This is a genomic window from Salinibacillus kushneri (assembly GCF_900111405.1).
Taxonomy (GTDB): Bacteria; Bacillota; Bacilli; order Bacillales; family Alkalibacillaceae; genus Salinibacillus; species Salinibacillus kushneri.
Window position 1 is genome coordinate 1 of sequence record NZ_FOHJ01000021.1, and the last position, 17,426, is coordinate 17,426.

The window sequence follows — 17,426 nt, forward strand, 5'->3', positions numbered from 1 at the left end:
CGGTGGTGGCTACGGCGGTGGCTTTGGAGGAGGATGGTGGTAAAACCATCCCATGAAAAGGGGCCTTCATAAAGTGAAAGGCCCTTTTTCTTACTATGTTTATTTCGCATAGCTTATACCTGATTGAGTTTGTTCAGACTTTTTGGCTTCATCACTCTTCTTTCCCCACCAGGTTGCCAAAACAGGTCCGGAAATATTATGCCATACACTAAATAGTGCACTTGGTACTGCTGCAATGGGAGCAAAATGTAACTGTGCGAGAGTTGCACCAAGACCTGAGTTTTGCATCCCGACTTCAATCGAAACCGCTTTTTGATCACTAAAGTCGAGTCTCAATAATTTGCCTATTAAATAACCAATGATAAGTCCTAAAACATTGTGTAATACAACAATACTAAAAATCAATAAACCAGTTGTAACAATTGCTTCTGTATTAGTAGCTACAACAGCGGATGCTACCGCTACAATACCCACAACGGAAACAAGCGGTAAGACTGAAATGCTTTTTTCTACCTGCTTAGAAAATAACAAACGAACTATAATTCCTAATACAATGGGAACAAGTACAATTTGAACAATCGAAATAAACATATCTATAAACGACACCGGTAACCATTGACTTGCAAACACTAATGTTAATGCTGGTGTTAAGATAGGTGCCAGTAAGGTGGACACAGCGGTAACGGAAACAGAAAGTGCTGTATTTCCTTTAGCGAGAAAAGTCATAACATTTGAAGCCGTTCCACCGGGACAACATCCCACTAATATAATACCGGCTGCTACTTCTGCTGGAACTTGAAAGGCAGAAGCCAGTCCAAATGCTAGTAAAGGCATAATGGTATATTGACCAAGAACGGCAATCAGCACACTCTTTGGAGCTTTTAATACTCCTTTAAAATCTTCCAATTTAAGGGTTAAGCCCATTCCAAACATAATAATCCCTAATAATAACGCAATATGAGGGGCAATCCATGTAAATCCCTCAGGAAAAAAGAAACTTAAAATAGCAAAAAGGATAACCCATATGGCAAATGTATTTCCCGCAAACTGACTAACCTTCTCTAATGTTTTCAAATACTCTCACCCCTTTTTAAAATATGTGTCTTTATATATTATAAGAATTTTATATATATTTCAATATAATTAGAAAATTAAAATATTTAGTACTTGAATTAAATAATCAAGCAAGATACAAAGGACACAAAAAAAACGAATTCTCTCTTTCATTGTAGAGGAATTCGTTTTTTTTTACTCTTATACTAGCATTGATTTTGTATTCTTTCCTGGATGATGGTCAGGTAAATGGTCTCCCTGATTAAATAACCGGTCACGATACGTTGTACCTGAGTACTCTGTTTGAACCAAACCTCTTTCCTGCAGGATTGGAACCACATACTCTATAAAATCCTTAAAGGTTCCTGGAGTGAGCGCATACGCAATATTAAAACCGTCAACATCTGCCTCTCTAACCCACTCTTCCATTGTGTCTGCAACTTGTTCCGGTGAACCAACTGTAAATGCACTCATCCCTCCAATACCCACAAAATTTTTTATCTCCTCAACCGTCCATTTTTTATTTGGATCAATTTTCGTGAAGTTTTCAACAGCAGATTGAATAGCATCATTTTCAATGTATTCCAGTACCTGATCCGAATGATAGTCAGATAAGTCAATACCGGTCCACCCACCGAATAGAGCAAGAGCTCCCTCATGACTAATATGATTTTTGTAATCCTGGAACTTTGCCTGGGCCTCTTCTTCCGTTTTACCGACAATAGGCGTGAACATAGGCAGAATTTTTACTTCCTCCGGAGACCGCCCTGCTTCTTTTACTTCTTGTCTTAATCTCTCAACGGTTTTTTTGGCCGCATGAAGGGTCGGGGCACCAATAAAGACAAGTTCTGCATTTTTGGCTGCAAAGGCGCGTCCCTTCTTCGATGCACCTGCCTGATACAGTACAGGTGTCCTTTGAGGAGAAGGTTCACTTAGATGGGCTCCTGGAACTTGAAAATATGGTCCTTCATGGTGAATATCATGGACTTTATCAGGATCTGCAAAAACTCCATTCTCTTTATCAATCTTTACCGCATCGTCTTCCCAACTTTCTTCCCAAAGCTTATAGCAAACCTGTAAAAAGTCCTCAGCAATATCATATCGTTCATCATGTTTTATCTGATTTTGCAACCCCATATTAACAGCTGCACTTTTTAAGTAAGATGTCACAATGTTCCACCCTGCCCGACCATTCGTGAGATGATCTAATGTCGACATTTTCCTTGCAAACGGATAAGGATGCTCATGGGTAACAGAAGCCGTTACACCAAAGCCCAGATGCTCTGTTACCGCAGCCATTAAAGGAACAACAAGCATCGGATCATTAACAGGTGTTTGGGCTCCCTGACGAACTGCAGCATCCCGGGATTCTTGATATACATCGTATGGACCTAATACATCAGCTAAAAATATTCCATCAAATTTTCCTTTTTCTAATAGTTTAGCAAGATTGATCCAATACGCTTTATCCTTATATTGATGTGATTGATCATCGGGGTGTGTCCAGACTCCAGGAGATTGATGGCCAACACAATTCATATCAAACGCATTTAAATAGATACGATTTTTCACCACTTGAAAATCCTCCTTCTTTAAATTAAGCTTTTCTTAGCATTTCATCATTTTCTCCATTTTCATCTGCCCATTTAAAGTCCATAAAGGAAATCAGTCTAGATATGCTCCCCCTTTTAAGCTTTTATTAAGAATACGTTGTATAGGTAACATTTTGCCTTTGGATGACTTCAACAAAATAGTTTAATTGTTTTTTTGCCCGAAGCAGAATCTCTTCATCAACTATTGGAAGCTCTCTATATTTATTAATCTGTTCATCTAAAAAGTAAAGTCCCTTTAAATTATGAGCCTTTAAGGTGGCTAAAACAGGTTTTAAACTATATTCAAGCGCTAACAAATGTCCTGCGCTTCCTCCAGTCATTACTGGAAGAACAGGTGTAGACTTAAAGACGTCCTGAGGTAATAAATCAAGTAACGCTTTTAAAACTCCAGAGTAGGCCCCTTTGTATACAGGAGAACCCACAATAACACCCTCAGACTTTTCAATAAGTGTTGTAAGACGCTTTATAGCCGGACTGTCATATCGCCCAAGAAAGAGATCATCCGCTGAAAAATCACGAATAGAAATATGATTAACTGCAAAATTCTCTTGTTCAAGTAACAGGCCCAAATATTTTAGTACTTGATCAGAACGTGAAGGATTTGAAGGACTTCCTGATAACAAAATGATTTCATTCATCGTGCATACATCCTTTCTTCAAGTAATGTTTGATTCCGTTAGCCAACCACGTCAGGCAATGATTTTCACCATAAGAAAACCCCCTTTTCTTTTAATGGAGAAAAGAGGGTGTCTTTTATAACCGTTCCACTCTTATCTCCCGAGATAAAACTCGCTGGATTTAGCACCTTTCTGACCATGTCAGAGGTTGCTGAAGCTTCACAGGGCCAGTTCCCTCCACTTCTCTGGATAAGAATTTATTTTATTTTACATATCAGTTTATTTGAATTATTCCGATAAGTCAAGTAGGTATTTGGTTCGATATTTACATATAGGCTGTTCTCTAAAATACTATTTCGCAATAACCGTTTGAGGGCCAAAGATTTCAAAATGAATATCTTCCTCATCCACTTCGTATTTTAATAGATGTTGATAAACAGCCTTCATAAACCCTTTAGGTCCGCAGAAATAAAAGGCCGCATCATTGGTTGGCAAAATGGATTCGAGCCATTCATAGTCCACATATCCTTCTCTATCATAAAGACCTTCATCTGTTTCTTCGGGTTTTTCATAAACGAAATAGCTTTTTACCTGCTCATTGGCTGTATCTATTTCTCTCACTTTATCTCTCATGGCATGAAATTTACCTGACCTCGCTGCATGTATAAAAACAACTTCACGTTCTGGCTGCATTTCGACTACACTCTCAAGCATACTCATCATGGGTGTTAACCCTACGCCTCCACTAAGGAGAATAAGTGGTCTTACATCTTCTGTATCTAAAGTGAAGTCACCAGCAGGCGCACTAATTGAAATCGTCTCCCCTTCATCAACATGGTCATGTAAATAGTTTGAAACCACTCCATCCGGATTCTCGTCCAATGCTTCTTCCTTTTTCACACTAATACGATAAACACCTTCATTCGGAGCAATGGATAGGCTGTACTGACGGCGATGCGTATATGGTTCCCCATCGATATCTGCCTTTACCGTAATATATTGTCCAGGCTTAAATGGCGGGAATGGATGATTATCAGCTGGTTCAAGATAGAAGGAAGTAATCACATCACTCTCTTTTACTTTTCGTTTCACCTTAAAATCACGATAACCAGTCCATCCTCCTGGCTGATCCTTGTCTGCTTTATACATTTTATCTTCAACACTTATGAAAACATTAGCAATTTCACCATAGGCTTTTTCCCATGCTGTGAGCACCTCGTCCGTAGCTATTTCCTCACCTAACACTTCTCGAATGGCCATAAGAAGATTTTCTCCAACAATTGGATAATGCTCAGGCCTGATATTTAAACTTTTATGCTTATGGGCAACAGGTTGAACGGCTGGTATAATATCTTCCAGATTGTCAATATGTAATGCAGCTGCATAAACCATATTTGCTAATGCCTTGGACTGATCCCCTTTTCGTTGGTTTGTCTGGTTAAAAATATTTTTTAGTTCAGGATGGTTTTCAAACATACGCTCATAAAAACGTTTTGTGATGTCTGTTCCCCGTTCTTCCAGAATAGGTACGGTTGACTTTACGATATCTCTTGTTTGTTGATCAAGACCTGAAGCAGTTTGTGTATTCATGCAGAACACTCCCCTTTTTTTAAAAGATGTATTTGAAATACATCTTTATTTTATAACTATTATACGAACTGTCTCAATAGGTTTAAATACGATTTGTGTTACAATATTGTGAAGCAAAATGATAAGGAGAATGACAATGCAACTGAAAAAATATACCGATTATGCACTTCGAGTACTCATTTTTTGTGCAACTAAAGAGGATAATGAATTATCAAGTATTAAAGAAATCTCCCATACGTTTAATATCTCCGATCATCACCTGCGAAAAATCGTTTATGAGTTAAATAAAATAGAATTATTAGAGACCATTCGCGGCCGCAATGGTGGAATTCGACTGGCGAAACCAGCTAGTGAGATCAATGTAGGTACGGTTGTACGATATATGGAAAATGATTTTTCTTTACTTGAATGCTTCGAAAAAGGCACAGATCATTGTGTTATATCACCTGCTTGTAAATTGAAACATACATTAAATCAAGCTTTAAAGGCATTTTGGGAGGTTCTACAGGAATATACGATTCAGGATTTAGTCGTGAATGATAAGGAATTACGTTATTTAATGGGAATTTAAAAAGGGAAAGCTTTCAAAGCAGGTTTCGCTTTTATCGAAAAATATCTATAAATCTATTTGCAGATGAAGCTACTACTGCTTTTGCTGTCTCTTTTACAACTCCCCTCAAGAATTCCTTATCTTTTCTTTTTATAGGGGATAAAAATGAAATTGAAGAACATAAGAAGTATTTAAACAGGCTCTTCAAGATAAATTGGGATAAGGAAAGGTTATAAATGCAGGGTACATGAGCTGTTCCATGTTTTTATCTGTACAGATTTTTCTATCATAAAGCTTGAATACAAGAATAGCTTTCCATAAAATAAGTAAAGAATAAGGAAATAAGATAACTTAAAGAGAGTGATGAAAATGTCTTCTACAGAAAACATAGCCATTAAGTTTGAAAAGGTGAATTTTTCCGATGAGGGTTTACATATTTTAAAAAATATAACCGGTTCTTTTCCAGAAGGTAAAATAACCACTTTAGTCGGACCCTCAGGTGCAGGAAAATCAACATTATTCAAGCTATGTAATGGTTTAAAATCGCCTGATTCTGGGGATATCTATGTATTGAATCAGCACATAAAAAACTATAATCCGATTGAATTGCGTCGTACCGTCGGAATTGCTTTACAGAGTGCAACCATGATTAAAGGAAATGTTTATGATAACCTTAATTTGCCATTGGATCTCCAGAACCAGGAGTTATCAGAAGATCGAGGGAAGGAATTACTAAAATTGGTAGGGCTGCCTGAAGATTATTTGTATCGAAATACGAAAGACTTATCTGGTGGACAGCGTCAAAAGCTATCCATAGCTCGAACACTCGTAAATCAACCTGAAATTTTGCTTTTGGATGAAATCACCTCGTCCCTGGACAGAGTATCCCAGGAAGATATCGAAAAGCTGATAAAAAGAATTAATGAAACGTATCGTACCACCATTATCTGGATTACTCATAATCTAAAGCAAGCTCTTGATGTTGGCCAATATACATGGGTTATGATGGAGGGACAAGTTATCGAAACCGGCCCAAGCGATATACTGAATCATCCACAAAACGAGGATGTACAACGCTTTGTAAAGGGGGAAGCAGAATGAATTATTTAACTTTATCCTTAACCCTTATCTTTGTGGTGATTCCCCTTATTCTATCGAAAACACTGAAATTAGGAATGGAAAAGGATACCATTATTGCAGCTGTACGTTCCATCATTCAACTGCTTGCTGTCGGGTATGTTCTTCAATTTGTATTTGAATCAGAAAGCATGATTTACATCCTTCTAATGATTATCTTAATGATAACCGCAGCCACTCATAACGCGCAGCGAAAAGGTGCATCAATAAAGGGAATCATATGGAAGCTTGTTGCTACTTTTGTGTTTATTGAAGCATTAACACAAGGCATTTTACTCGGCTTAAACATCACACCAGCTACTGCTCAATATATTATTCCTATTAGTGGTATGGTAATCGGAAATTCTATGGTGCTTTCCATCTTATTTTTAAACCGTTTCACTGGTGAATTAAATAACCAAGAGGAGCAGACAGAATTAATCCTGTCTCTTGGCGGTACACCTAAACAAGCCGTTTACCGTCAGCTGATCACATCCATTAAGGCAAGTACTATCCCAACTATTGAGAGCCAAAAAACTATCGGCCTGGTTCAGCTTCCCGGCATGATGAGCGGACAAATCATAGCAGGTGCAGATCCTGTTCAGGCAGTTATGTTTCAATTGCTTATTTTATTTCTATTATTAACAACAGCTGTTGTAACGAGCATTTTACTTGGGTATTTATCTTATCCAACCTTATTTAACGATCGGATGCAGTTTTTGGATAATCATTTGGAAAACGACAACTAGACTAGTTTGCCCAAATTGTTTCTACAGTTTGGGTTTTTTTCATGAATAATCCTCCTGATTTTATTCAGTTTCATCTTCCCAGGCAAGCATTCCACCAGCTATATTGGTTACATCAAAGCCTTTAGCTGCTAAAATTTCACAAGCCCGGCCACTTCTGCCTCCGGAACGACATACCACATAGTAATATGAGTTTTCATCTAATTCGTTTATACGATCTGTAATTTGGCCTAATGGAATATGTTTGGCACCTGGTATTTTTCCTTGAGCAACCTCCTCGTCTTCACGGACGTCAATAACATTTACTTCTTCATCCGTTTTTTGTTTTTTAGCCAATTGCTGTGGTTGAATTTCCTTCATATTCATTACCTCCAAAATTTTATATTTCCTATTTCACCTTGCTGCTTATACTTATTATACCTGTATGGGTATTAATGAAAGTGTAAAAAATAGGGTTAACTTTTTGAACTTAACCCATCATGTTAGAGTAATATACTCTTTAAAAAGTCAACCTATAAGTTTATCTGCTTTTCACAAGTAAATTAACTGCTTCTTTTATAAGGTCCTCCGAATCTTCTCCTCTATTTTTCTCGTCTCGAATACACTTCTCTAAATTTTTGCTGACAAGTAAGGCGGCTGTACGATCAAGAGCATTTCTTACTGCAGTCAATTGAGTTACTACATCTTTGCATTCTTTTTCTTCTTCCATCATTTTAAGTAATCCCCGAACTTATCCTTCAATCCGTTTTATACGATTTTTGGTTTGTGCATCGTATTCCATATTCCCCCTCCTTCCCTTCAACAGCCTTTCTAAAATAAAGGAAGTCCATCTATTACACGTTTATAGAAATGACTTCTAAAATATCCTCCAAAATCAATGTTTATGTTGCCAATCCTTAACGTTACATTAGACAAAAAATGAAATAAACTGCATACCAATATCATATACCCCCATAAGTATTTAATCAATACCCTAATGTTTTTAATCTTTGCTTATTAATCCATATATTCATTGATTCAAGCCATTTTTTTCGTATCGCTAGAGAGTGAAAGCATACGTACAACGGTAAAGAAAAGCCATACAAGTATGTAATTTTTTTGCATGAATTTTCTTGCCTTAGCAATCCCGATAATGGCTATAATAGCAATCATAAGGGCAAGGAAAAATGAACGTTTTAATGTAAAGAAACGGAGACTTTCTTTCAGGAAGCTTCGCATCTTTTGCTGAATCGTTATAGGGACATTAAAAATTAGCAAAAAACAAATGGTAGACAAAAACGATAATATCCATGTTAATAAGGGCTTCCGAAGCATTAATAAACTAAAGGTATACATTTTAAGATAAATCATTATGGACCAGCGAAAATTCCAACCATGATCGAAATAAATCATCTTTAATTGCTTTCCTATCCATTCAATTAAAAAGGACTGGAAAACACGTTTCCCAATATAAATGACTTTCATGAAAAAATTGCTTGGAACTTGTGATAAAAAATACAATATCATAAGTGGATTAAACAAAAACAGATGTACATAACGAATGGATTTTGTGCTAACAAGCCTGGATTTCAGATCCCACATAAGATAATCCTTACACAAAATATAATAAAGGCCATTAAATATAGTTACGTAAAAGAGACTTGGATACACTTTACTGATGCATCGCCAGGTTCGATTTTTTATATTTAAGTAAAACAGCCAAAAAAGGAGAACAAAATGCAAAAGAAATCACTTCTTTCAAGATTAGTACAAAATATAGTATCTCCTTGCTAAAGGGTTATTATGTTTCAAAAATAAAAACAAATATTACGGTTCATTTATGTCCCTTTAGACCTGATGCTAATTATCTTTTACTTGTTCCTTTGGTATTTTACAAAAAGATAACCTTAGACATTAAATGCGTCGTGTTCAAGATGACAGATAATGAGGCTAAGGACACCTGAAAAAGGTGCTGTTCAGTAAAGAACAGCACCTTTTTTCTGCAAGTTTAGCCTCGCTTATTTTCTTTCACAAATTGATTATATGACGATTCTCTAGAAAAACTAGCGAGAATGAATGGGAAATGAGGGTTATCGTGGGAAGCTAAAAAGAGGTTGGGACATAGTAAAAAGACTTTGTCCCAACCTCTGAACACTAAGAAAAAATCTGATTAATTTTCTCTACTTCTTCTTTTGTTAACTCTACCTCATGAGCCTTTAAATTATTTTTCACTTGTTCAAGTCTTTTGGCACCTGGAATAACCGTGTCGATGGAAGGTAGAGATAAATACCAGGCAAGCACAAGCTGTGATACTTCTTTATTTTTGGTATTCGCCATTTGACGTAGCTCTTCAACCTTCTTCAGATTTCGTTTAAAAGCATCACCTTGGAGATGGGGCATATCAGCTCGAAAGTCTTGAAATGTTGTCTCCTTTGTATATTTGCCTGCTAACAAACCAGAGGCAAAAGGAAAATAAGGCACAAAGGAAATCTTATGTTTTTCTGTAAAAGGAAGTAATTCTTTTTCAGCAGTCCGGTTGATGAGATTGTATTCCCCTTGATAGACATCTACATAGCCATCCTGATTTGCTTCTTTTAAATCCTCAATAGAGAAATTGGAAACGCCAATGGCTCTTATTTTCCCTTCATCTTTTAATTCCTTTAGAGCACCAACAGCCTCAAATTTGGGTGTATCCTGATTCGGATAATGTATATAAAAAAGGTCGATATAATCAGTTTGAAGGCGTTTTAAGCTTTCCTCGACATTTTGTTTAAGAAAAGAAGGAGTATTATTTACTTCCATATCCTCTCCTGCAAAACGGACTCCACCTTTTGTAGCAAGAACTATATCCTCACGATTACTCATATCTTTTAATGCTTCTCCGATTAATTCCTCAGACCGTCCAGGACCATAAAGATAGGCCGTATCCAAAAAATTGACCCCTGCATCTATAGACGACTTAACTAATTCACGACCTTCCTCATCATCTGTTTTTGGGTAAAGGTTATGGCCGCCAACTGCATTGGTACCCATACCGATTGGATTGACATATAAGCCGGTTTGTCCGATTTGTACTTGTTTCATCATATTCCTCCATTCCAATCATTAGATTAAAAATGTGATATGTACATTTTACCTTTAAAACAACAAATTTTCTAATCACACACATATATATAATTATATTTACAGGAGTACAATAAGCTAAACTAGTGTATCATCTTAATATTTGATAGACTATTAGATACGAACATTCTTTTTTATTCTAGAATAAGGAAGTGTGCCCTTTGGAACATCAAACCGGACTTATGTTAGAAGGCGGCGGCATGAGATGTGCCTATACCGCTGGAGTACTGGACTTATTTATGGATAAAAATATCGACTTCCCTTTTGTTGCCACTGCATCAGCCGGAGCCTTAATCGGAAGTTCATACATTGCCAAACAACGAGACCGCAACTATAAAATTTTAAAGGAGTTGGGAAAAAACCCCGAGTCCATTTCCTTTAAACGCATGTTTCAAAAAAGAGAATTGTTTAATATGGAATATATTTTTGACAAAGTGCCAAATGAGATTGTTCCCTTAGATTTTGATGCCTTTAATGAATCAAAATCTGATTTTATTATTGGAACAACGAATATCGAGACAGGAAAGCCCGTATATTATGATACATTTGATGAAAAAAATGATTTATTTACTGTTATTCGAGCTTCATGTTCGTTACCTGTTTTGTCGCCGAGTGTTACATTTGATCATATAGAATTAATGGATGGAGGGGTTTCAAATCCCATCCCGATTCAGCCGCTTATGGATCGTGGGATGAAAAAACATGTAGTCATTCTTACAAGAAATCGTGGATATACCAAAAAAGCGACGAAGCTAAATTGGTTATATAAACGTCTTTTTAAAGAAAAGCCTGCATTACAAAAGCTTTTACATGACCGCCATCTTCTTTATAATCAAACCATGCATCAATTAAGAGAAATGGAAATGCGCAATGAATTGTTTATTATTCAGCCTGATGAACCATTAATTGCCAGTCGAATTGAAAAGAATCATCAAAAACTTGAACAACTATACATGCAAGGATATCTGGAAGCTGAAAAGAAGTTGGAAGACTTAGAAATCTTTCTTTCAACAACAGACAAACCACCAGCCTCTTACATAGAAGAAAATGTTCCATCATAACCAGACAATTACAGGAAGGGCTGATTTCCCCCATATAAAAAGCAGGCACTGGCAAAGCCGGTGCCTGTTTTTATGGGTATTCCAACTGCAGTAGCCTTAACATTAAACGTTGCCAAAACGGCCGTATTTAAAGAACCTTTGATTTCAGTTGCAAGGCAGCCTGTTTAACATTATCTGCACCAGCTATTGCTGAAATCACCGAAACACCATTTGCACCTGCGTCGATGACTTGTTTTGCATTAGCTGCTGTAATGCCGCCAATTCCTACCATTGGCAGGGTTATTTGCTGTTCACGAAACTGTTGTAAAATTTGAATTCCTTGAACCTTATTCGCATCATCTTTAGATCTGGTCGGAAAAATCGGACCTACACCTATATAATCCGCTCCATCAAAAACTGCTTTACGGGCTTCAGCAATTGTATGAGTGGAAACACCTAAAATCTTATTCCCCATTTTCTGCTGTACGGTATGAGCTGCTTCATCATCCTGTCCGACATGAATTCCATCCGCATCTAATGCAATCCCAAGATTCACATCATCATTTATGATAAATGGAATTCCTGCATTCAAACAGACCTTTTTTAACTTCTCACCTAAACGATATTTTTCATTACCCTGAAGCGCTCCCTCACCTTTTTCACGATACTGAAATAGCGTAATTCCTCCATCAATAGCCTGTTTTAAAACCTCAACAGGGTCTTGTGAACAATTTACACTTCCCATTATAAAATATAATGAAAGATACTCCTCTAACTCTTGTTGTTTCATCGCTTAACACCCCTGAGTTGTTCCATATAAGCCCAATGATTTGTTGGTCCATGGCCTGCTCCTATGCCTAAAGGATGTTCAATTGCTGCTCGAATAAAAGCCTTTCCATTTTTAACGGCTTCTGTCAATGATTTACCTTTAGCAAGCTCTGCTGCAATGGCAGATGAAAACGTACAGCCAGTGCCATGCGTATGTCTGGTTTGAATTCGAGGAGATGTAAGCTCTAGAAAAGCATATCCATCAAAGAATAAATCTACTACATCGTTTGTCTCCTCATGTCCACCTTTCATAACAACTGATTGGGCTCCTATATCAATCAATTGTTTTGCCGCTTCCTTTTTGTCTTCCAAAGTATTAATCTTTCTTTGTGTAATCATTTCCGCTTCAGGAATATTTGGTGTGATAACCGTTGCAAGTGGTATCAACTTGGAAATCAAAGCTTCCACAGCTTCATCCTGTAACAGCTTCGCCCCACCTTTCGCAACCATCACCGGATCTACAACAAGATTTTGAAAATGATAAGTTCTTATTTTATCACTTACGGCTTCAATGACTTCACTCGAATGCAGCATACCTGTTTTAACAGTATCTGTACCTAAATCATGACCAATTGCATCGATTTGCTCTTTTAATCCTTGAAGAGGAATCGGATAAACACCCTGTACACCGAGCGTATTTTGGGCTGTTACAGCTGTTAATGCAGACATTCCATAAACACCAAGCTCTTGAAAGGTTTTCAAATCAGCTTGAATTCCTGCTCCTCCACCACTATCTGACCCTGCAATCGTTAATGCCTTATAAACGGTCATGATGTGCCTCCTTTTGCAGATGGTTAATCTTCGCTAACGGTCCATCCGTTTCATTGAGCTTAGCAAGTTCATTTAAAAATTCCATTTGAAAACGTCCAGGTTCATTGGTACCCGCTTTTTGAGCCGCTTTTTCTGCCGCAATACCATAAAGAGAAACAGCAACCACAGCTGCATGAATATGATTTTGGTCAATAGCGAGAAATGCACCAATAACAGATGACAATAAGCAGCCTGTTCCAGTAACTTTTGTAAGCAATGAATGACCATTGGAAACCGTGTATGTATCCTCTCCATTGGAAATCACATCCGTCTGGCCAGTAATAACAACTGTGCATTGAAATAATTCCGCCGCTTTTTGAGCCAAATCGATGTGATTTCCCTGGATATTGCCACTATCTACACCTTTCATTGCTATTTGTTCTCCAACAACATTAGACACTTCTGCTGCATTTCCTCTTAAGAGGGAGACATCTACTTTTTCTAAAATGTTTCTTGCGGTGCTGGTTCGATACGTAGTGGCCCCGGCTCCTACAGGATCAAGTACTACCGGAACTCCATTTTGATTTGCGGACTTTCCTGCAATTATCATAGCCTCTATTTGATCTTCTGTTAATGTACCAATATTTAACACAACTGCCCCTGCAATTTGTGCCATTTCAGCTACTTCCTCTTTCGCATAAGCCATAACTGGAGAAGCACCTAAGGCATAAAGACCATTAGCTGTAAAATTTGTCACCACTACATTCGTGATGTTATGAACTAGAGGCTCTTGGTTACGTAACCTGGTTATTCGTTCAAACATTTCGTTTCCTCCCTTTATTCAGGGAACCTCATGGACTGTCTTAGCCAGAGCAAAAGGGGGAAAGTGCCATTTAGCAACGCACGCAAGCTTCAAGCAGTCTCGCTAATTGCTTTGGTGGTGGAGCTGGACACAGCAAATTCCTTCAATATTATCTACAGAACTCCAGCTAGATTATTTTCTATACCATTAAAAAACCAGGCCATTTAAGGACCTGGTTTAGCTGTCAGTAATCTTGTGAAAGCTACTTCCCTACGCTGGCATGATCCAGATCAGGTCCTGAGGGTCAAAAAGCTTCTACGCTTTTTTCTCAGCCTGCCATACAGGCTCCCCTAGTAGAATGTATTTTGTTATTCAATTTTTATTGTAAAACGGGATTGGAGCAAAAATCAATCTATTTGTCTTTTTTGTTGGAAATCTTGGCACTCCATGTCTTTGGCTTATACCGTAAGACCTGGCCAGTCGCCTACCCTTTTCTTTATCCAGCTCCGGCTCCTAGGTCTTAGCTTTTCTATTCCATATTTACAAATGGTGAGTCTGTGTTTAGGACTCCTTTTACTTTTTTTATATTGAATTTTTTTCCTTGTATCCATTGATTGAAATCAAATATTACAGGGTCGCGGTTTGCTCCCAAGGCATAACCTGCTTTCTTTTCTTTTGGGAAATAAGCAGCAGTGTGAACGGTACCGGCCCATGCACCATATTTGTTGGAGAAGACACCTTTCTCGATATCATTCATCATTCTGAAGGCCATATAGCCATTTTCTATGTCCCTTTGCTGTTTCTCAATCGTTTGCTTTCTTTGATAAGAGTCTTCCATCCGGTAGCGATTTTCTTCGGTTAACAATTCAAAATGATTGGTACATATTTTGGATTCATGAACTTCTACAGATCTTGGGGAAGCTTCCACTACAACACTTTTACCTGCAGAATCTAATAATACATAACTAAACGAATGACGGTGTGGAAGCTCTTTTAAAACTTCTATTGCTTCTTCCACATTGGCACATGTTTCTAGAATAATTCGTCCTATCATATTACACATAAAGCCGTCACTTGATTTTTTACGATGGACAAAATTATAGCCCATTACAAGTCCTTTTTCATTCATTCCATCTGTACGACCTGTAATTTGCATGGTTGGTCCGATTGTCGCATACCCCTGATCTGTTGGTTGATAGATCATATAACGCCCTTCATAAGTGATGGGATGATTATCATAATTACGAATTAGATAATCTGATCCTGTAAATATGGAACAGCCACTTCTTCCGTACTCTAAATAGTAACCACCAAATTCACGAAAAGCATCGTCCATATTCATCTGTAATGCATCAGCAAGACCTTGAATTTCATCCATTACCCCGGGAATAAATTTCGTAATGGCACTAGTTACTTCTTCATAATCGATTAGAAAGTGCCGGTCCTTTTTTGGCTCCCACTGTTTTTTTCGATTCGGTAAAATTGGAGAATTCTTTAACCACTCTCCTTGCTGAAACCCAAAATCATAATGATTTCCTCTATATTGAAAAATTTCAGTATATACTTGTCTCATTCTAATATCCTTCCAAAGCTCATATTGGTTCATTGATAGTCTACTCCATTTACCTGATTACGAAAAAGATTTTGCTTCAATCTTTGCTTCTTTTTTTCCACCATTGATTACTAAAATTGATCCTTAACTTTAAAAATATCTACTTTCCCTTTAGATGACGAATCTCATTCTCAGATTCTTTCTGGACATCATTCCCTTTTGTCTCAGCTTCCTGAATCTGCTTATAAACAGCTTTTATTTCTTCACTCAAAATATCCATTTGTCGATTTACATTTAACCATCGACGATCTAAACCCTGGATTTCCTTTGTTAGCTCATTTTGCCCTTCCTTCATGGTTTGTTGTGCAGACCTTTGCTGAAGCACCTGTTCTAATACTTGATCTCCCCACTTCTCATTACGTTCAAATCGGTCTAAAAAATGATGATGGTAAAGCTTTTGTTTTCGGTGGATTTGAGTCATTTTTTTCGAAAGCTCCTGTTTGATCATTTCCTGCCTGTTAGAAAGCTGATGTACTTCTTTATGCAACTTATGATAATCATCTACTGAATGGTGAAGTTGCCTTCTTAAAGAAAACAAATTTCCCACTAGTTGCTGGTATCGTTTTTGATATGTGTTGACCTCCTGCGTTAAGGTGTCTATTTTTTCCTTCTGCTCATCACGTTGCTTTTCCTCTTTATTATAGTGAAATAACCCCTGATTGGAATGATGTTCATACATGGACTTATCATAAAGCTTTGGCTTAACCTCCTGATTTTGAATACCTTTCCTGCAGGCTGTCACTAGAGTCCCTCCTTTTATAACGATTCAGACACTTCCTTATACCGCTTTTCAAGTATCCTATTGCACATGATTAGGCATGGTGAAATCACATAGGGATTTTGTGAAAAATGGTTAAGATGCCCAATATGGTTTTGTATTTTTCTAAACTTTTTAAATTAACGCCCAAATCCGAATTGTGTTATAATAAAATAAATAAAACATACAGAGGGATGCGCTATGAATCTAAAAAACTTCTTTATAGGTTTATCAGAAAACAAATTTTTGAATGCGTTTGCACAAAAGTATGGACTTAAATTAGGATCACAATCTGTAGTAGCTGGAACCAATGTTGAGGAAATGATTGAAAGGGTTAAACAATTAAACGCACAAGGAATTTCTTGTACGATTGATAATTTAGGAGAATTTGTTTCTGAAAAAGATGCGGCAATTCAAGCAAAAAATGAAATCCTGGAAGTAATTAAAGCGATTCACAGCCATGATGTCGACGCCCATATCTCCATAAAACCCACACAATTAGGACAGGATATTGACGAAAATTTTTGCTTGGAGAATTTGAGAGAAATTGTAGACCAAGCCAATCAATATCATATTTTTGTCAATTTTGATATGGAGGATTACACCCACCTCCATTCATCGTTTAGCCTTATTGATAAATTATCAGAGGAATATAATAACATTGGAACTGTTATTCAATCGTATTTCTATCAAGCTCAGGAATACATTGAAAAATATAAAGATTATCGATTACGACTTGTAAAAGGTGCATATAAAGAACCTGAGGAGATTGCCTATCAAAACAAGAAAAAAATTGATCAAAACTTAATTTACTTAATCGAGTATCACTTGAAGCACGGAAAGTTCACTTCTATTGCTACCCATGACGATCGCATTATTAATCATGTAAAGAAGTTTGTGGACGATTATAATATTCCAAAAGACAAGTTTGAATTCCAAATGCTATATGGATTTCGTAATGATTTGCAATTACAGCTTGCTAGAGAGGGATATAACTTCTGCACATATGTCCCCTTCGGCACAGATTGGTACGGTTATTTTATGAGGCGTTTAGCAGAACGTCCACAGAATATCCAGCTTGTTGCAAAACAAGTCTTTAATAAAAAAACGAATACAATGATAGGTTTAGCCGCTGGTGCATTTCTTGCTGGCAGAATGACGAAGAGAAAAAAATGACTTGTAAGGTGTTTGCTTATTAGGCAGACACCCTTTTTTATGACAAACTTATCTTCCATAAAATTTATGCATTT

General features: G+C 37.1%; 17 protein-coding genes, 1 pseudogene and 2 riboswitches. Of the genes and pseudogenes, 5 read left to right on the forward strand and 13 right to left on the reverse strand.

Going from position 1 to position 17,426, the window contains the following annotated elements; translation table 11 throughout:
- Positions 1 to 99: 99 nt before the first annotated feature.
- The 4 genes from BMX63_RS17420 to hmpA all read right to left on the reverse strand — a co-directional run bounded on the left by BMX63_RS17420 (position 100) and on the right by hmpA (position 4,873).
- Complete coding sequence (locus BMX63_RS17420; protein WP_093137851.1) at positions 100 to 1,074, reverse strand: bile acid:sodium symporter family protein; 975 nt, start codon at positions 1,072 to 1,074, stop codon at positions 100 to 102.
- A 180-nt stretch (positions 1,075 to 1,254) separates the two neighbouring features.
- Positions 1,255 to 2,628, reverse strand: coding sequence for an LLM class flavin-dependent oxidoreductase (locus BMX63_RS17425; protein WP_093137852.1), 1,374 nt, complete (start codon positions 2,626 to 2,628; stop codon positions 1,255 to 1,257).
- A gap of 124 nt (positions 2,629 to 2,752) precedes the next feature.
- Complete coding sequence (gene ssuE / locus BMX63_RS17430) at positions 2,753 to 3,304, reverse strand: NADPH-dependent FMN reductase (RefSeq protein WP_093137854.1); 552 nt, start codon at positions 3,302 to 3,304, stop codon at positions 2,753 to 2,755.
- Positions 3,305 to 3,433: 129 nt separating this feature from the next.
- A riboswitch (SAM riboswitch) is annotated at positions 3,434 to 3,539 on the reverse strand.
- A gap of 95 nt (positions 3,540 to 3,634) precedes the next feature.
- Complete coding sequence (gene hmpA, locus BMX63_RS17435) at positions 3,635 to 4,873, reverse strand: NO-inducible flavohemoprotein (RefSeq protein WP_093137855.1); 1,239 nt, start codon at positions 4,871 to 4,873, stop codon at positions 3,635 to 3,637.
- 136 nt (positions 4,874 to 5,009) lie between these two features.
- On the opposite strand from hmpA, the gene BMX63_RS17440 reads away from it, so the two are divergent.
- The 3 genes from BMX63_RS17440 to BMX63_RS17450 all read left to right on the forward strand — a co-directional run bounded on the left by BMX63_RS17440 (position 5,010) and on the right by BMX63_RS17450 (position 7,288).
- The gene (locus tag BMX63_RS17440; protein ID WP_093137857.1) at positions 5,010 to 5,444 is read left to right on the forward strand and encodes an Rrf2 family transcriptional regulator; all 435 of its coding nucleotides are present in this window, start codon (positions 5,010 to 5,012) and stop codon (positions 5,442 to 5,444) included.
- A gap of 348 nt (positions 5,445 to 5,792) precedes the next feature.
- On the forward strand, positions 5,793 to 6,524 hold the full coding sequence (locus BMX63_RS17445; protein WP_093137858.1) for an ABC transporter ATP-binding protein: 732 nt from the start codon (positions 5,793 to 5,795) through the stop codon (positions 6,522 to 6,524).
- Entirely contained in the window at positions 6,521 to 7,288 is a 768-nt protein-coding gene (locus BMX63_RS17450; protein WP_093137860.1) for an ABC transporter permease, read from the forward strand. Before BMX63_RS17445 ends, BMX63_RS17450 begins: the two co-directional genes overlap by 4 nt.
- 60 nt (positions 7,289 to 7,348) lie before the next feature.
- Here the strand turns inward: BMX63_RS17450 and BMX63_RS17455 are convergent, their stop codons facing one another.
- The 4 genes and pseudogenes from BMX63_RS17455 to BMX63_RS17470 form a co-directional block, all read right to left on the reverse strand.
- A complete protein-coding gene (locus BMX63_RS17455) occupies positions 7,349 to 7,645 on the reverse strand; it encodes a rhodanese-like domain-containing protein (RefSeq protein WP_093137861.1) in 297 nt (98 codons plus the stop codon).
- Positions 7,646 to 7,805: 160 nt separating this feature from the next.
- A pseudogene (locus BMX63_RS17460) lies at positions 7,806 to 8,066 on the reverse strand (metal-sensitive transcriptional regulator).
- Positions 8,067 to 8,302: 236 nt separating this feature from the next.
- Positions 8,303 to 8,749: a hypothetical protein gene (locus BMX63_RS17465; RefSeq protein WP_177167376.1), complete on the reverse strand. Its 447-nt coding sequence runs from the start codon at positions 8,747 to 8,749 to the stop codon at positions 8,303 to 8,305.
- Positions 8,750 to 9,418: 669 nt separating this feature from the next.
- Positions 9,419 to 10,351 (reverse strand): aldo/keto reductase, encoded by a 933-nt coding sequence (locus tag BMX63_RS17470; protein ID WP_093137864.1) that lies wholly within the window; start codon positions 10,349 to 10,351, stop codon positions 9,419 to 9,421.
- A gap of 188 nt (positions 10,352 to 10,539) precedes the next feature.
- On the opposite strand from BMX63_RS17470, the gene BMX63_RS17475 reads away from it, so the two are divergent.
- Positions 10,540 to 11,448, forward strand: a complete 909-nt coding sequence (locus tag BMX63_RS17475; protein WP_342733778.1) for a patatin-like phospholipase family protein — start codon at positions 10,540 to 10,542, stop codon at positions 11,446 to 11,448.
- Between the two features lie 127 nt (positions 11,449 to 11,575).
- Here the strand turns inward: BMX63_RS17475 and thiE are convergent, their stop codons facing one another.
- The 5 genes from thiE to BMX63_RS17500 form a co-directional block, all read right to left on the reverse strand.
- The gene (gene thiE, locus BMX63_RS17480) at positions 11,576 to 12,217 is read right to left on the reverse strand and encodes a thiamine phosphate synthase (RefSeq protein WP_093137868.1); all 642 of its coding nucleotides are present in this window, start codon (positions 12,215 to 12,217) and stop codon (positions 11,576 to 11,578) included.
- A complete protein-coding gene (gene thiD, locus BMX63_RS17485; protein ID WP_093137870.1) occupies positions 12,214 to 13,026 on the reverse strand; it encodes a bifunctional hydroxymethylpyrimidine kinase/phosphomethylpyrimidine kinase in 813 nt (270 codons plus the stop codon). Before thiD ends, thiE begins: the two co-directional genes overlap by 4 nt.
- On the reverse strand, positions 13,013 to 13,828 hold the full coding sequence (thiM, locus tag BMX63_RS17490; RefSeq protein ID WP_093137872.1) for a hydroxyethylthiazole kinase: 816 nt from the start codon (positions 13,826 to 13,828) through the stop codon (positions 13,013 to 13,015). The genes thiD and thiM overlap by 14 nt, the downstream gene beginning before the upstream one ends.
- 229 nt (positions 13,829 to 14,057) lie before the next feature.
- A riboswitch (TPP riboswitch) is annotated at positions 14,058 to 14,169 on the reverse strand.
- Between the two features lie 167 nt (positions 14,170 to 14,336).
- Positions 14,337 to 15,380, reverse strand: a complete 1,044-nt coding sequence (locus BMX63_RS17495; protein ID WP_093137897.1) for a C45 family autoproteolytic acyltransferase/hydrolase — start codon at positions 15,378 to 15,380, stop codon at positions 14,337 to 14,339.
- Between the two features lie 139 nt (positions 15,381 to 15,519).
- Positions 15,520 to 16,161, reverse strand: coding sequence for a hypothetical protein (locus BMX63_RS17500; RefSeq protein WP_093137874.1), 642 nt, complete (start codon positions 16,159 to 16,161; stop codon positions 15,520 to 15,522).
- Between the two features lie 216 nt (positions 16,162 to 16,377).
- Between BMX63_RS17500 and BMX63_RS17505 the strand changes: the two genes are divergently transcribed.
- Positions 16,378 to 17,352 carry a proline dehydrogenase family protein gene (locus tag BMX63_RS17505; protein WP_093137876.1) on the forward strand — a complete coding sequence of 325 codons (975 nt, stop codon included), beginning with the start codon at positions 16,378 to 16,380 and terminating at the stop codon, positions 17,350 to 17,352.
- The last annotated feature ends 74 nt before the right edge of the window (positions 17,353 to 17,426 follow it).

What these genes read in the sequence shown, in the direction of transcription:
- ssuE (WP_093137854.1), bottom strand. Translation starts at nt 3,304, where the DNA reads ATGAATGAAATCATTTTGTTATCAGGAAGTCCTTCAAATCCTTCACGT.
- hmpA (WP_093137855.1), bottom strand. Translation starts at nt 4,873, where the DNA reads ATGAATACACAAACTGCTTCAGGTCTTGATCAACAAACAAGAGATATC.
- BMX63_RS17440 (WP_093137857.1), top strand. Translation starts at nt 5,010, where the DNA reads ATGCAACTGAAAAAATATACCGATTATGCACTTCGAGTACTCATTTTT.
- BMX63_RS17445 (WP_093137858.1), top strand. Translation starts at nt 5,793, where the DNA reads ATGTCTTCTACAGAAAACATAGCCATTAAGTTTGAAAAGGTGAATTTT.
- BMX63_RS17450 (WP_093137860.1), top strand. Translation starts at nt 6,521, where the DNA reads ATGAATTATTTAACTTTATCCTTAACCCTTATCTTTGTGGTGATTCCC.
- BMX63_RS17455 (WP_093137861.1), bottom strand. Translation starts at nt 7,645, where the DNA reads ATGAAGGAAATTCAACCACAGCAATTGGCTAAAAAACAAAAAACGGAT.
- BMX63_RS17465 (WP_177167376.1), bottom strand. Translation starts at nt 8,749, where the DNA reads ATGAAAGTCATTTATATTGGGAAACGTGTTTTCCAGTCCTTTTTAATT.
- BMX63_RS17470 (WP_093137864.1), bottom strand. Translation starts at nt 10,351, where the DNA reads ATGATGAAACAAGTACAAATCGGACAAACCGGCTTATATGTCAATCCA.
- thiE (WP_093137868.1), bottom strand. Translation starts at nt 12,217, where the DNA reads ATGAAACAACAAGAGTTAGAGGAGTATCTTTCATTATATTTTATAATG.
- thiD (WP_093137870.1), bottom strand. Translation starts at nt 13,026, where the DNA reads ATGACCGTTTATAAGGCATTAACGATTGCAGGGTCAGATAGTGGTGGA.
- thiM (WP_093137872.1), bottom strand. Translation starts at nt 13,828, where the DNA reads ATGTTTGAACGAATAACCAGGTTACGTAACCAAGAGCCTCTAGTTCAT.
- BMX63_RS17495 (WP_093137897.1), bottom strand. Translation starts at nt 15,380, where the DNA reads ATGAGACAAGTATATACTGAAATTTTTCAATATAGAGGAAATCATTAT.
- BMX63_RS17505 (WP_093137876.1), top strand. Translation starts at nt 16,378, where the DNA reads ATGAATCTAAAAAACTTCTTTATAGGTTTATCAGAAAACAAATTTTTG.